Here is a 14,248-nt window from a genome sequence, read left to right as displayed (position 1 = left end):
CTCCCTTCTATTTTAGCGAATGTCCGTTCGTTCTGAAAGAGGTGATTTCCTGAGAAAATGAAAAAGGAAAAAGCAGAGAATCGCTCTCTGCTTTTTTGCTGTTACTTAACTTTAAGCTCCATGAGCTTTGTCTCGCTTTTTTTCGCCTTTGCCTCTTCATGTTTTGTGACGCGCTCCAACACATCGCCGTTCATAATAACGATCGGCGTAATGGTGCTGCTCGCTTTTTCCTTGATCAGTTCCAAATCGCACGTTATTAAAGGATCGCCGACTTTTACTTTGTCTCCTTCTTTGACATGGGCTGTAAAACCAACGCCTTCCATCGCTACGGTTTCCAGACCGATATGAATCAAGAGTTCCACACCGGACAGTGAACGGATGCCGATGGCATGTTTTGTGTGGAACAGCTGGATCACTTCCCCGTCGACAGGTGATACGATCTCGCCTCCGGAAGGCTCGACAGCCATTCCGTCACCCATCATCTTTTGGGAGAAAACGGGGTCAGGGACTTTTGAAAGTTCCAAAACTTGTCCGTCAACCGGTGAAAAAACGGTTTCTTCTTTCACTTCATTTTGTTTCTGACCAATACCGAATAATTTTTTCAGCAATACAGTTGGACTCCTTTCAAAACGCCTCTTTATGATGGCTATTAAAAGAGGAACAGGTTAAATATCAAATCTTTGGATTCCCCACTATTTAACCACACTTTCAAATTCCCATCAATGAATAACCATACCAAGAGCCCCTGCATAAGCTGAAAATAAAAAACCGGGGTGATGAAGAATGGATTTCAAGGAAAACGACAATCACTCGCTCAGCAAGAAAGACGAAATTCAAGAAGCGGTTGAACAGTTATTTTACAATTCACCTTTCCACGATATTTTAAATTCATTTCAAAAACTGATATCAGACCAGCTTCAGAATTCCACCATTTCCATGAACATCAGAGAGGAGAATGAGGTGCTTCACGTCGACATCGCCGTTCCTGAATCGTTTCAAAACGGAGATATCATGATTGAAGCGAAATCGAGGTATCTTCATGTCGCCTTGAAGGAGAAAAAAGAAAACGGCGGTTCTTCATCATTTACAAGCCTGTCCAGAACCGTTCTGCTCCCATATCCCGTCCGCGAAGAAACAATGAAGACGTCGTGGAACCGAAATATCCTCACGGTCTCATTTCCGGAGCAAAAAAAGCATGAATGACCTTCATCCATGCTTTTTTTATTTGAAGAATCCCATAAACCCTTTGGCCAGCGCTCCGACCTGGTTGACCGTGCTCACCATCTGGCCCGCGGTGTCCATCATTTTGCTGAAATCAAACTGCCCGTTCTTTTTTTTGAATTGCGACAGAAAGCTTTGAAACTGTGATGGCTGGTGGAGATTCGGCCGCGGCGAGGGATATGGATGCTGGTAAGGAAATGCCTGAAACGGCGGAAGCGGCGGCTGCATTTGCTGCTGAACAGGCTGATGATAGACTGAAAACGGGTCCACATTCTGCTCGATCGGCTGATATGCCTGCGGCCGCTGAGCTGGATGAGCGTACGGGACGGTTTCCTGGCTGTAGTACGGCTGAACGGGATGATAGGCATGATGGTTTTGCTGATCCGCTTGAACATACGCACCGGGGCCGGAATAAGGATATACGGCGGTTCTCCTCTCTTCCATCTTTCCTCTCCTCCTAAAGCCCTTTTTTATATGTGTATGATATAAAAGCATTTCCCGTTCCAAAGGTTCTGTCACAAGTTTGTCAAAAAGTGTCGAAAATTTTAATATTTGAAAAACAGAAAAAAGTCGAATTGTTATGGTACGATATTATTAATATAAAGGAGAGGGGATGCACCATATGAACGTATCATACTTAAGAAATTGTTTTGCCGAGATGAAACAGTATGAGACAGACTGCATGAACAAACTGATGGATTTCGCCAAGTTTTTGTATATCCAGGGACATCTGACATTAAACGAATTTCGCACAAGTATGAAAGTTCTTGAAGCGAATGGCGCACAGCACCCTGCTTATGATATGAATACGGACGCCAGCTAAACAAACAGCCCTCATAAAAAAGAAGACCGGGTCTAATCCCGGTCTTCTCAGCTTGTCGACAAAGTCACAAAAAAGTGGCTTGATCGACAAGCTTTTTTTGTTAAAATGTGTGTGGAATCTAATTTTTGGAGGTTTTACCATGTTGACCAAACACTCTAAAGATCAGCGTGAACAGCTTGAAGTCGTTGCCTTAAGTGAGCTTGTACCTGAAGACCATTTGGTCAGGAAGATGGAAGAAGCCATTGATTTTTCATTTATTTATCAAAAAGTTGCCCCTCTTTATTCTTCAAAAGGGCGTCCAAGTATTGATCCTGTTGTACTGATTAAAATGGTGCTCATTCAATACGTGTTTGGTCATCGCTCCATGCGCGAAACCATTAAGCGAATCGAAACTGATGTAGCCTATCGCTGGTTTATTGGATATGGATTCTCTGAAAAAATCCCTCACTTTTCAACCTTCAGTAAAAACTATGAACGTCGCTTTCATGACACAGACCTATTTGAAACAATCTTCTATAGGATTTTACGTCAGGCCATGGATCTCGGCCTCGTCGATCCTTCGGTTGCCTTCATCGACAGCACACATGTCAAAGCGAATGCCAATAAGAAAAAGTTTGTGAAAAAGATCGTAAGAAAAGAAACAAGAGCTTATCAGGAACAGTTAGATCAAGAAATTAATGCCGATCGCGAAGCCAACGGCAAAAAGCCCTTAAAGCCCAGGCAATGCTCAGAAGAACGAGAAATAAAAGAAAGTACAACAGATCCTGAGAGCGGCTATTTTGTAAAGGGTGAACGGGAACGCCTTTTTGCTTATGGTTTTCATACAGCTTGTGACCGGAACGGATTTGTGCTGGGGACGGTTGTTGAGCCTGCCAATATTCATGACAGCCAAGTGTTCACGACCCTGTTTCAACAAGTGAAAGAGCGCGTCGCCAAGCCTCATACGGTCGCAGTTGATGCCGGATACAAAACACCGGTTATCGCAAAATTTCTTCATGAAGAAAACGTTCGCCCTGTTATGCCTTACACGCGTCCGCAAACCAAAAAAGGATTCATGAGAAAACACGAGTATGTTTACGATGAATTTTATGATGTCTATATCTGCCCGCAAGACCATATTCTCTCCTATCGCACAACCAATCGGCAAGGTTATCGAGAGTATGCTTCAGATCCAAATCGATGTAAACAATGTCCATTACTACATACGTGTACAGAAAGTAGAGATCATCGAAAGATGATTCACAGACATATCTGGCAGGATCATTTAGACGAAGCTGATCATCTTCGGCATACGGAAGAGAATAAACAAATCTATGCCAAACGTAAAGAGACGATCGAACGAGTTTTTGCCGATTTAAAACATAAGCATGGCTTGCGCTGGACAACCTTACGGGGAAAGAAAAAATTGTCCATGCAGGCGATGCTTGTTTTCGCTGCCATGAATCTGAAAAAGCTGGCGAATTGGACCTGGAAAGGTCCTAACCGCCAGCCTTCTGATCGAAATAATAGAATAAAATGGACAAAAACAGGTCGGATTTTTAAAATCCGACCTGTTTTGTCAACGGTCTGAGAAGACCGGGTCTAATCCCGGTCTTCTTTTAATATATCGTCTTCTACGTTTTTCAGCGTATAGAGGACGGATTCCGTCAGATCTTTAAAGCGTTTTTTATGGATTTTGCAAAAATAGGACTGCATGAAAATTTCATTTGCATTTTCCTCCACCGAGCTGAGCTGTTCTTCATAAATGTATTTTGGCCGATTGGCCTTGATATAAGGCAGGCTTTCCGCCAGCCAGCTTTTCACTGTTTGTTCGAGTCTCTCGACAGAAGGTTTGACAACCTCGAAAAAATCGTATTCCGTCCCTTCCTCTTTTCCCTTACTGTATCGTTCTTCCGCTTCTTTTACAAGGCGGATTAATTCCCGTGTCTGTACAAGAAGAGATTGTGTATCCAATTTTTTCACCTCGGGTTTATCGTACCAAAGGAAGACGACCGTTACAACGAATCCGGCTTATGCCGTCTCTCCTCTTGGCTCCACTCCCATTAACGTGCTGTTTAAACAAGCCAAGAGCTCTGCCAGTTCTTTTTCAATCAGATCGAGCCGTTCGTTCCAGCCAGCCCGATTTTCATACTCCGCCCGGCGTACTGCTTCTGTCAAAGCCTTCTCAGCAGACGACATGTCTGATTCCGTTTCCAAAAGCATTTGAAGGACCGAGTCTTTGCTTGCAAATCCGTTCATTTGCTTCCCTCCTTTTTGATCGCCTTCTATGCATTCTCCCCTATGCGCCCCCTCTCCTCCGCAGCTGACAAAACTAGAAGCAAACCGCCAAAGAAACTCATTTTCCAGCCAAACGCGCCGCTTTCGACAAGTGATCTTGCGAAAAATGGTATGATCAGCGCTTTTTTGCAAAATCTAAAAAGGTAAGGAGGTGCCCGCTGTGGAAAACAACAAAAAGAAAACACCTGCGAAAACAAAACCTGATGCTAAACAAACAGACACACTGGATAAAAAATTAGGCGGACCTAACCGCCCGTCCACTTAAAAAGCAAGGAGAACCCTTGCTTTTTTGTTTTACCTCTTATTCAGCCAATGCTCCAGCGAAAACAATGCCTGCAGCTGCCTTCTTTTTTGAAAATACCAATCGGTGATTTCGATCGTTTTCGGCAGTTTTTCATCTTTGAACATTGCCTCTCTCTTTCCTCCGCGAAACCAATCGGATTTTAATCCGTCTAATGAATGGGCAACAACGGGATAACACGTTCTCAAAAACGGCGAGGTTCTGATTTTAACCCCTGCCCAGCGTTCCATATCAAAGCGCGACCCGGTATGCGGAACACATGATGTAAAGTGAAAAAAACCGGGGAAAAGCTCAGGCGAAAACAGCAGCTCGCTTAATTGCTTGCCGAGCTTGATCCTTTCCTTTAAACTAGTGAAGCGTTTGACAGACACACCGTAAAAAACGCCTTCTACCGTCGGAAAAATCACTGTGTTGAAGTGAAACCATTCACATAGCTGAAAAGGAATCGTCTGAAAAACATTCTTTTTAAACAAAGGATTTTGTATAATAGGAGTTTGGATAGTGTTTTGTTCATTTATAATGAGAGCGTACATGAGCCGCTTTTGATCGCGCTCATGCCAGAACCGCTCCCACTCCGTTTTCATAAATGAAGACACACCAAATGAGGAGAGCAAATGAAACAGCGGCTGGCCAAGCTGCTTGGACCAATGGTATAACAGGAGCTGCGGATAGGCGTCCGAAAAAATCAGCCAGTTCGCTCTTTCATACGTTAAAAACAGCCATTTTTGCTGAAAAGCCGTAAGTCCGAGCTCGAATAAACGTCCTTTTAAATCGGTCATCGACCAGCCGGCATTCCTGGAAACAAATGAAGCCAAAAGCGACCACTTGATTTCAGGATGGCGGTCAAAGTAGCGTTTGTAGGCATTTGTCCGTGAGATATTGTCCTTGTTCAGTTTTGCGGTCAGCTCTTGAATGCGGCTCGTCAGCTCCGCCGCGGAAAAAGTGTTGTGCAAGATCAGCCACTTCCGTTAGTATCCAGATTTTTTGTAAAAGGAGGATGAAGAAAGTGATTCGTTACCCGAACGGCAAATCGTATCAGCCGAAAACAGCTGCCTCATCCTTGCAAAAGAAGCCGTCGTATTCCAATCGCGGCATGACCCTCGAAGATGACCTGAATGAAACGAATATGTATTATCAATCTCATTCGATTGCGGTCATCCATAAAAAACCGACTCCTGTACAGATTGTTCAGGTCGATTATCCGAAGCGAAGCGCTGCGGTGATCAAGGAAGCATATTTCAAGCAGTCGTCAACTACTGATTATAATGGGGTTTATAAAGGCCGCTACATCGATTTTGAAGCGAAAGAAACGAAGAGCCGGACCTCCTTCCCGCTTCAGAATTTCCACGATCATCAGATCGAGCATATGAAGCAGGTTGTGGCGCAAGACGGCATTTGTTTTGTTATCATATCCGCTTTTGAAGAAATTTATTTTTTGGAAGCAGAAAAATTATTTTATTTCTGGGAGCGGAAAAAACAAAACGGCAGAAAATCGATCCGAAAAGACGAGCTTCAGGAAGCCGCTCACCCCATTTCACTTGGATACTCGCCAAGAATTGATTATATTAAGATTATTGATCAGTTGTATTTTTCGCCATCATAAATTATGATTTTAAAGTCATGTGAGCGGAAAGGTTTAACTACGAAAGGTTGAGATGTTATGTCAGATCAATTTAACAGCCGCCAGGAACGGCGAAAAGCCCAGCAGGGCAAAAGCAGGTCTAATACTCATTCTAAACCCAAGAAAAAGAAAAAAGCAGGATTGTTTAAGAAAATTCTTTTATCTATTTTAATCATCGGTGTTATCGGCTTGATTGCCGGGGGCGTCACTTTTGCGGTGATGGTAGCGGACTCCCCGTCCCTTGATGAAGCAAAACTGAAAACACCGTACTCTTCCACCGTCTATGACAAAAACGGAAAAGAAATCGCCGAAATCGGTTCGGAAAAGCGGACGTACGTGTCGATTAAAGATATACCGGATTCCGTCAAAAACGCATTTCTTGCAACGGAAGACGCGCGTTTCTATGACCACCACGGCGTCGATCCGATCCGGATCGGAGGAGCGCTTCTGGCAAACTTCGAAGGCGGATTCGGTTCTGAAGGCGGAAGTACGATCACACAGCAGGTCGTCAAAAACTCCCTTCTGTCACATGAAAAAACGCTGAAACGGAAAGTCCAGGAAGTCTGGCTGTCGTTCCAGCTCGAAAGAAAATACTCAAAAGACGAAATTCTTGAAATGTATTTAAACCGGATTTACTTCTCTCCGCAGGCCTACGGTGTCGGAAAAGCGGCTGAGCAGTTCTACGGGGTTACAGATCTAAACGACTTAACGGTCGAGCAGGCCGCAACGCTTGCCGGCATGCCGCAAAGCCCGAATAACTACAACCCGATCAAACATCCGGAAAAAGCCGAGAAACGGCGCAACGTCGTGCTGAGCCTGATGAATAAACACGGCTTTATCTCTGACGCAGAGTACAACAAAGCGAAAAAAGTAGCCGTCACAAAAGGCCTTGTCTCTCCGAAGGAGTACGCAAAATCAACGTCCAACAAATACAGCGCGTTTATCGAGCAGGCCGTCGCTGAAGTGAAAGAAAAAGCGAACGTCACTCCGGGAACGGACGGACTGAAAATTTACACGACGATTGATACAGACGCCCAGGATTATGTGGATGAGCTGATGGACGGCGATTCGATCCAGTATACTGAAAAAATGCAGGCCGGCCTCACCCTGCTTGATACGAAGACCGGAGAAATCCGCGCGCTCGGCGGCGGACGCGACCGGAAAGCAGGCGACTTTAACTATGCAGTAGATACGAAACGTCAGCCTGGTTCAACGATTAAGCCGATCCTTGACTACGGCCCTGTCATTGAGAACAAGAAGTGGTCGACGTATGAACAGATTAAAGATGAAGCATACACATATTCAACCGGAGATCCGATTAACAACTATGACAGAAAACACAGAGGCTGGATATCGATGAGAGAGGCACTTGTCGATTCTCGAAACGTTCCAGCTTTGAAAGCATTCCAGGCAGCCGGAAAAGACAATATTGTAAAATTCGCAGGCAACCTTGGTCTTAACATAAATTCAGATGATTTAGTGGAAGCTTACGCAATCGGCGGCTTCGGAAACGGTGTGTCGCCTCTGCAAATGGCCGGAGCGTACAGCGCCTTCGGGAACAACGGCTACTATAATGAGCCGCATACCGTTACCGCTGTGGAATTCAATGACGGCACAAAGCTTGATTTGACGCCTGAATCAAAGGCAGCCATGAGCGATTATACCGCATTTATGATAACGGATATGCTGAAAAGCGCTGTTCAGCGAGGAACAGGAACAGCCGCACAAGTCAATGGCGTTACTGTAGCAGGTAAAACGGGTACGACGAACTTTACCGAGGACGACATTAGAAAACACGGCATAAGTCGAAACGGAGCAAGGGATTCATGGTTCGTCGGCTATACGCCGCAATATACGGCAGCGGTCTGGACCGGTAAAGAAGGCTTTAATTCGCTGAGCGTAAACGAACAGCAAGTCGCTAAGCTCCTGTTCAAAAAACTGATTGCCAAGGTGGACAACGGCAGCGGCTCATTTGAAAAGCCTGACAGCGTCGTTGAAGCGACCGTTCTAAAAGGCTCGAACCCGCCGGTGCTCGCCAGCAGCAACACGCCTAGCGATAAAAAAGTCACTGAGTACTTTGTAAAAGGCACACAGCCGACGACCGTTTCGAAAAAATATGAGGAAAAAGAAGATGCCGAGAAGCCGACAGGTTTGAGCGCAGAATATGATGAAGCATCAAAGAGCATCAAGCTTTCATGGTCATATTCCGGAGACGGTGATGTATCCTTTAAAGTCAAACAATCTGTTGACGGAGGCGGATACAGCGAAATTCAAAGCAGTAGCGCGAAAGAAGCCGTCATACCGAATGCAAAAGAAGGATCCGTCTACAGATTCCAAGTCACGGCCGTTACTGAAAATGGCGAAAGCGACCCTGCTTCTGTGACGCTTAAAGTCAACGCGGCTGAAGATGATGAGTCAAAAGCGGACGATGAAAAGAAAGACGAGGATGACGAGAAGAAGCAGGATGCTGATGCTGATGATGATCAGGACAAAGACAAACAAAATAACGGCAACTCAAATCAGCCGGATGATCAAAATTCAGGCAATACGGATCAAAACAATCAAAATCCGGGAAATACAGACGGCAGAAAAGATGATGACGCCGATGATCAAAACAAAGATCAGAATAAAGACAAAAACAAAAACCCGGATCAAGACAGCAACACAGATGATCAACAAACAAATTCCAACGGTCAATCAACCGGCACCCATTAATCTAAAAAGCCACTCACAGTTTAGTGAGTGGCTTTTTTATGATTGATGGCAACATATTTATAAAATTGCTTTTTCATTTCCGTAAACAATTCGTCAAGCTGAATAAAACAATGATACTGCGTTGGTTTCTGGAGGATAAACTCGAGGCGTTCCGTCCAGTTCATCGGCTTGGCTCCAAAATCCTTACGGGTGATGATCTCCCAGTTGAGACTTTTGACGGGCTCCCCCATCGTCCAGTGGAGGCTTGCGATCAAGCAGCACACCCCGTTCAGCATATCATCCTGGCTGCACCTTGACTTTCTCGTTTTAAAGACGGGCAGAAGCTTTTCTTTTGTACGCTCCCAAACCGCAAACAGAAGCGGGACCCATTCTTCAGCATGCTCCCACGGCTTGTCCTCTTCTATGTCCTGAAAAAAATCATAGCAGAGCGGATTTTCCGAAAGAACGGCAAGCCTTTCGCCGGATTCCAGTCTTCTCTTCCGCAGCGTTTTTTCGTATTCGTCCAACAGTGAAACGCTTGTCACGGCAGCTTCACCAGCCCTTTTTTATATCGTTTTTGCCCTTCCCTGCACAGAGAAAACAACGGGCATTCTTCACATTTCGGCCTTTGCGCCTTGCAGTGATAGCGTCCGAAAAAGATCAGTCGATGATGAGTAACGGACCACTCTGATTCAGGCACTTTTTTCATCAGCGTCTTTTCGACTTCCGTGACCGAATCCTTCCATCTGCAAATGCCGAGCCTTTTTGAAACCCTTTCCACATGGGTGTCGACGGCAATGGCAGGAACACCGAATGCAACGGAAACGACGACATTGGCGGTTTTTCTCCCGACGCCCGGAAGTTTCACCAGCTCATCCCGGTCTTTCGGCACTTCACCGCCGTATTCTTCCAGCAGCATTTTGCAGAGCTTTTGAATATTTTTGGCTTTGTTCCGGTATAAGCCGATCGATTTGATATCTTGCTGCAGCTCTTCAAGCGGAACGGCAAGATAATCTTCAGGCTTTTTATATTTTTTGAAAAGCGTTTTCGTCACTTTATTGACAAGCGCGTCTGTGCACTGGGCCGATAAAGCGACGGCGATGACAAGTTCAAACGGATTGTCATGGACTAATTCGCATTCAGCATCCGGAAACATTTCACCGATTGTTTCTAAACAAAACTCGATCTGTTTTTTTGTCAGCATGTCTTCACCTTTCACTTTATTGTTCAAGCCAATTGTAAAAAGGAACCTGTCTTGTATACTCCTTTTGCTCACTTTGCCGCGGAGCGGTCTTCCGCCTGAATCTTTGGCTGTAGTTTGCGGCTTGTTCGACTGTTGAAATGCCGTTTTTCTTCCACTCAAACAAAATCCGGTCAATGTAGCGGAAATTTAGTTTTCCTGATATGACGGCTTCTTTGAGAGCTTGTTTGATCAGCTGTGCATCGTGATGATCCTGGTCAAGCCAGATGCTGAGCGTCTCGCATTCCAGCGGAGACAGCGGCCGCGCAAATTCTTCTTCAAAGATCGTATAAAGGCTCTTCTCTTCGCCTTCATTCTGTTCGGCGAGTTGCTTCTGCTCGTCCATTTCAAGATGCTCAAACAGCTTGCCCCAGAGAGGTTCGAGCGAATACTTTTCAAACTTAATGCCGTTCTGGTCTTCGCATTCTTCTATATAGATGAAGCCTTTTTGAATGAACATTCTCAGCATGTTCATACATTGTTCGGTTTCAATCGACATCGTCTTGCTTAATTCCTCCGGGGTCGGAAAAAATGAACCTCTCTCAACATGCATTTTAATGTTTAAGAGCAGCATGAATTCTGTCTCGTTTAAGCCAAGCTCCCGGTAGTTTAAAAAAAGCAGATTCGGAATGGTGACAGATCCCATCTCCTGCATCTTAATAAAGTGCTGTTTTTTCATTCGATACACCTCTTACCTTCCAGTATATCATGGATGACTGTGAAAAAGTCTCCTGCAATCAGGAGACTTTTTTCTTAAGGATATAAGCGATTTAATAGTCTTGGGAACGGAATCGTTTCGCGGACGTGCGGAGAGCCGCAGATCCAGGCAACCGTCCGTTCGAGTCCGAGTCCGAATCCTGAATGCGGAACTGATCCGTATTTTCTCAGCTCTGCATACCATTGATAAGCATCCGATTCTAAACCGTGCTCTTTCAGGCGTGCTTCGAGAAGCTCAAGATCATGGATCCGTTCAGATCCGCCGATAATCTCACCGTAGCCTTCAGGCGCAATCAAGTCAGCGCACAATACGACATCTTCCCTGTCAGGGGCAGGCTGCATATAAAACGGCTTTAATGATGTCGGATAGTGTGTAATAAATACCGGCTTGTCATAGCTTTCGGCAATCGCCGTTTCGTGAGGAGCGCCGAAATCATCGCCCCATTCAATATCGTCAAAGCCTTTCTCTTTTAAGAACTGAATCGCTTCATCATACGTGATTCTTGGAAAAGGCGCTTTGATAAGCTCCAGTTTGGAAGTGTCTCTGCCGAGCGTATTCAGTTCAATTTTGCAGTTTTCAAGCACGCTTTGAACGATAAAAGAGACATAGTTCTCTTGAACTTCAAGATTTTCATTGAATTCGACAAACGCCATTTCCGGTTCGATCATCCAGAATTCAATCAGATGGCGCTTTGTTTTTGATTTCTCGGCTCTGAAAGTCGGCCCGAATGAAAAGACTTTTCCTAAAGCCATTGCAGCAGCTTCCATGTAAAGCTGGCCGCTTTGCGAAAGGTAGGCATCTTCGTCAAAATACTTTGTCGCAAAAAGCTCTGTCGTTCCTTCAGGTGCGCTTCCCGTCAAAATCGGAGGATCGACTTTAACAAAGCCTTCCTTATTGAAAAATTCGTATGTAGCGCGAATGATTTCATTGCGGATTTTCATCGTTGCGTGCTGCCGTTTTGAACGGAGCCACAAATGTCTGTGATCCATCAAAAATTCTGTTCCGTGTTCTTTTGGTGTAATCGGATAATCTGTTGCTTCATGGATGACTTCAAGCGATGTGACAGCAAGCTCGTAGCCGAGTGGCGAACGCTCGTCTTCTTTGACGACGCCTTTTACATATAGCGATGTTTCCTGTGTGACAGATTTAGCGGCTTGAAATGTTTCTTCGTCCACTTCCGCTTTGACGACGACTCCTTGGATAAAGCCTGTCCCGTCTCTAAGCTGCAAAAACGCAATTTTGCCGCTTGAGCGTTTGTTGGCGATCCAAGCGCCGATTGTTACTTCTTCACCAACATGCTTGTACACTTGGTTTATTGTTGTTTTCACTATCGTTTCCCTCCAAAACACGAAAGAATTCGGTTAAGCCCTCATTCTTTCTGACGTCCATAACGTATATTATACCTTTTTTGATTCGATCAGGTCAATGCAGCTTGCGTGCATGCAAAAAGCGTCCAGCTGCGGACGCTTTCTGCTTCTAGCGGCTTCGATTCACGACAAAGCGGCGAATCCGTGCGACCGCTTCTTCCAAAAGTGACAGGGATGTCGCATACGACAGACGGATGTTGTCCGGTGCGCCGAACCCTGAACCGGGAACGATCGCAACCTTTTCTTCTTCCAAAAGCGCTTCAGCGAATTCATCAACGCTTGAAAAGCCGCACGATTCTGCCGCTTTTTTTGCATTCGGGAACAAGTAGAAGGCCCCTTCAGGCTTCAGGCATGTCAATCCCGGAATGTCAACAAGCAGTTCATACACCTTGTTCAGCCGGTCTTCAAAAGCTTTTCTCATCTCTTCAACAGGCTCGTTTGGTCCATTGTAAGCGGCAATGGCTCCGTATTGTGCGACAGATGTCGGATTTGACGTGCTGTGGCTGGCAAGGTTCGTCATCGCCTTAATGATCGGTTCGCTGCCTGCCGCATACCCGATTCTCCAGCCGGTCATGCTGTGTGACTTGGAAACCCCGTTGATGATTACGGTTTGATTTTTAAGTTCTGGAGAAAGCTGTGCACTGGATACATGTTTTTTTCCGCCGTAAATCAGCTTTTCATATATTTCATCAGATACGATTAGAATGTTGCGGCGAAGGCATACTTCACCGAGCGCTTTGAGCTCTTCTTCCGTATACATCATGCCTGTCGGATTGCTTGGGGAATTGATGATCACAGCCTTCGTTTTTTCCGTGACGGCTTTTTCAAGCTGCTCCGGAGAAATTTTGAAGCTGTTTTCCTCAAGGCCTTCCACAAATACCGGTTTGCCGCCTGCAAGCTTGACTTGTTCAGGATAGCTGACCCAGTACGGAGTCGGAATAATCACTTCGTCCCCTTCGTCGAGGAGCACTTGAAATAGGGTGTAAAGAGCATGCTTTGCACCTGTGCACACGATAACTTCAGATTGGCGGTACTCGATTCCCTGATCGCGCTTGAATTTTTCGCGGATGCTGTCTTTCAGCGCCGCAAGACCTCCGGAAGGCGTGTATTTGGTATGTCCTTCATTCATCGAACGGACAGCCGCCTCAATGATGTGCTCAGGCGTATTAAAATCCGGTTCACCCGCCCCAAGACCGATGACGTCGTGCCCTGCCGCTTTTAAATCTTTTGCTTTTGCAGTGATTGCCAATGTTGCAGATGGTGTTAACGCTGATACTCTTTTAGCTAGATTCAACTCGATTTCCCCCTGTTTCGTCTAAGGCGTAATATTTTTGTGAATTTTTCCGTTTATAAAGTCCACATAGCTTAAACTGTACTGCCCATCTTTATTTAAGTATGTAACTTCCCACAATAGAACATTGCCTTCCCTTGCAAGGTGCACCTCTTTAAGCTCAGACACAAGGCCTTCATCCTGAACCGCTTTTGAAGCCTGGCGGCCGGTAATGCCGTCTGCCGCTTTTTTGTAAATCGTTTTCTGCTTTTTGTCAGCAGGCACCCAAACATACATTTTGCCGCCTTTTTTGTCCGTCCCTGTGACAATGTACTGCTTTTCTTTGCCGACAAACGTCTCCACGCTGTCAACTTGTTTTAAGCCTGCTTCCTGCTTGGCTGTTTCGGCAGCCTGCTCGTGGCCGCTTTCTTTCTGATCCATTGCCGTACGGTAGACATTCGCTCCCGCAAGAAGTGCTGTTAAAAAGATAATACCAAATATCAGTATGAAAATTAATGTTTTTTTGCCCATTTTCTGCTCCTAAGTACGATAAATCGTAAAAATGGCCTGTTTTTGATCTTCTTCATCGAGAGCGAGGCCGAACATGAGATCATCGCGTTTGAGCGTGCGGTTCAAAAGGTCGACGATTTTATACAGGTCTTCTGAATGCTCGACGCTTACGGTAGATAAAATTTCGATTTTGTTTTCCATTTTTC

The 14,248-nt window shown here is 45.3% G+C and carries 18 protein-coding genes; 6 read left to right on the top strand and 12 right to left on the bottom strand.

Features of this window, described 5'->3' with window-relative positions:
• Positions 1-101 precede the first annotated feature (101 nt).
• Positions 102-608, bottom strand: coding sequence for a PTS sugar transporter subunit IIA (locus ACVC9U_RS07575; protein WP_025811238.1), 507 nt, complete (start codon positions 606-608; stop codon positions 102-104).
• A 175-nt stretch (positions 609-783) separates the two neighbouring features.
• On the opposite strand from ACVC9U_RS07575, the gene ACVC9U_RS07570 reads away from it, so the two are divergent.
• The gene (locus ACVC9U_RS07570) at positions 784-1,203 is read left to right on the top strand and encodes an Hsp20/alpha crystallin family protein (RefSeq protein ID WP_025811237.1); all 420 of its coding nucleotides are present in this window, start codon (positions 784-786) and stop codon (positions 1,201-1,203) included.
• A gap of 18 nt (positions 1,204-1,221) precedes the next feature.
• On the opposite strand, the gene ACVC9U_RS07565 is transcribed toward ACVC9U_RS07570, so the two are convergent.
• Complete coding sequence (locus ACVC9U_RS07565) at positions 1,222-1,665, bottom strand: YppG family protein (protein ID WP_025811236.1); 444 nt, start codon at positions 1,663-1,665, stop codon at positions 1,222-1,224.
• A 178-nt stretch (positions 1,666-1,843) separates the two neighbouring features.
• On the opposite strand from ACVC9U_RS07565, the gene ACVC9U_RS07560 reads away from it, so the two are divergent.
• Together ACVC9U_RS07560 and ACVC9U_RS07555 are read left to right on the top strand one after the other, a co-directional pair.
• Positions 1,844-2,044: a YppF family protein gene (locus ACVC9U_RS07560; protein WP_011198064.1), complete on the top strand. Its 201-nt coding sequence runs from the start codon at positions 1,844-1,846 to the stop codon at positions 2,042-2,044.
• A 139-nt stretch (positions 2,045-2,183) separates the two neighbouring features.
• A complete protein-coding gene (locus tag ACVC9U_RS07555) occupies positions 2,184-3,614 on the top strand; it encodes an IS1182 family transposase (protein ID WP_016886315.1) in 1,431 nt (476 codons plus the stop codon).
• Between the two features lie 11 nt (positions 3,615-3,625).
• Here ACVC9U_RS07555 and ACVC9U_RS07550 read toward each other — a convergent pair whose 3' ends face one another.
• A complete protein-coding gene (locus ACVC9U_RS07550; RefSeq protein WP_050820869.1) occupies positions 3,626-3,997 on the bottom strand; it encodes a YppE family protein in 372 nt (123 codons plus the stop codon).
• Positions 3,998-4,054: 57 nt separating this feature from the next.
• Positions 4,055-4,282 (bottom strand): YppD family protein, encoded by a 228-nt coding sequence (locus ACVC9U_RS07545; RefSeq protein ID WP_025811235.1) that lies wholly within the window; start codon positions 4,280-4,282, stop codon positions 4,055-4,057.
• 199 nt (positions 4,283-4,481) lie between these two features.
• Here ACVC9U_RS07545 and sspM point away from each other — a divergent pair, with 199 nt between their 5' ends.
• Positions 4,482-4,586 carry an acid-soluble spore protein SspM gene (gene sspM, locus ACVC9U_RS07540; RefSeq protein ID WP_025811234.1) on the top strand — a complete coding sequence of 35 codons (105 nt, stop codon included), beginning with the start codon at positions 4,482-4,484 and terminating at the stop codon, positions 4,584-4,586.
• Positions 4,587-4,615: 29 nt separating this feature from the next.
• On the opposite strand, the gene ACVC9U_RS07535 is transcribed toward sspM, so the two are convergent.
• The gene (locus ACVC9U_RS07535) at positions 4,616-5,575 is read right to left on the bottom strand and encodes a DUF2515 domain-containing protein (protein WP_020451919.1); all 960 of its coding nucleotides are present in this window, start codon (positions 5,573-5,575) and stop codon (positions 4,616-4,618) included.
• A gap of 53 nt (positions 5,576-5,628) precedes the next feature.
• On the opposite strand from ACVC9U_RS07535, the gene recU reads away from it, so the two are divergent.
• Positions 5,629-6,225, top strand: a complete 597-nt coding sequence (gene recU / locus ACVC9U_RS07530) for a Holliday junction resolvase RecU (RefSeq protein ID WP_003182896.1) — start codon at positions 5,629-5,631, stop codon at positions 6,223-6,225.
• Between the two features lie 57 nt (positions 6,226-6,282).
• Entirely contained in the window at positions 6,283-8,958 is a 2,676-nt protein-coding gene (locus tag ACVC9U_RS07525; protein ID WP_075754155.1) for a PBP1A family penicillin-binding protein, read from the top strand.
• Between the two features lie 20 nt (positions 8,959-8,978).
• Here the strand turns inward: ACVC9U_RS07525 and ACVC9U_RS07520 are convergent, their stop codons facing one another.
• From ACVC9U_RS07520 to ACVC9U_RS07490, 7 genes are all read right to left on the bottom strand, one after another.
• Entirely contained in the window at positions 8,979-9,482 is a 504-nt protein-coding gene (locus tag ACVC9U_RS07520) for a YpoC family protein (RefSeq protein WP_075754153.1), read from the bottom strand.
• Entirely contained in the window at positions 9,479-10,141 is a 663-nt protein-coding gene (nth, locus tag ACVC9U_RS07515; RefSeq protein WP_023857420.1) for an endonuclease III, read from the bottom strand. Before nth ends, ACVC9U_RS07520 begins: the two co-directional genes overlap by 4 nt.
• Before the next feature lie 16 nt (positions 10,142-10,157).
• Positions 10,158-10,856 (bottom strand): DnaD domain-containing protein, encoded by a 699-nt coding sequence (locus ACVC9U_RS07510; RefSeq protein ID WP_020451923.1) that lies wholly within the window; start codon positions 10,854-10,856, stop codon positions 10,158-10,160.
• 74 nt (positions 10,857-10,930) lie between these two features.
• A complete protein-coding gene (gene asnS / locus ACVC9U_RS07505) occupies positions 10,931-12,223 on the bottom strand; it encodes an asparagine--tRNA ligase (RefSeq protein WP_020451924.1) in 1,293 nt (430 codons plus the stop codon).
• Positions 12,224-12,371: 148 nt separating this feature from the next.
• Positions 12,372-13,556 (bottom strand): pyridoxal phosphate-dependent aminotransferase, encoded by a 1,185-nt coding sequence (locus ACVC9U_RS07500; RefSeq protein WP_441390449.1) that lies wholly within the window; start codon positions 13,554-13,556, stop codon positions 12,372-12,374.
• Between the two features lie 21 nt (positions 13,557-13,577).
• Positions 13,578-14,063, bottom strand: coding sequence for a cell wall elongation/penicillin-binding protein regulator TseB (gene tseB, locus ACVC9U_RS07495; protein WP_020451926.1), 486 nt, complete (start codon positions 14,061-14,063; stop codon positions 13,578-13,580).
• Positions 14,064-14,072: 9 nt separating this feature from the next.
• Entirely contained in the window at positions 14,073-14,243 is a 171-nt protein-coding gene (locus ACVC9U_RS07490; RefSeq protein WP_003182913.1) for a YpmA family protein, read from the bottom strand.
• Between the last annotated feature and the right edge of the window lie 5 nt (positions 14,244-14,248).

Source organism: Bacillus sp. GM2 (genome assembly GCF_056155945.1).
Note: the sequence above shows the minus strand (reverse complement) of the source record. Positions and strands in the feature narration are given on the sequence as shown.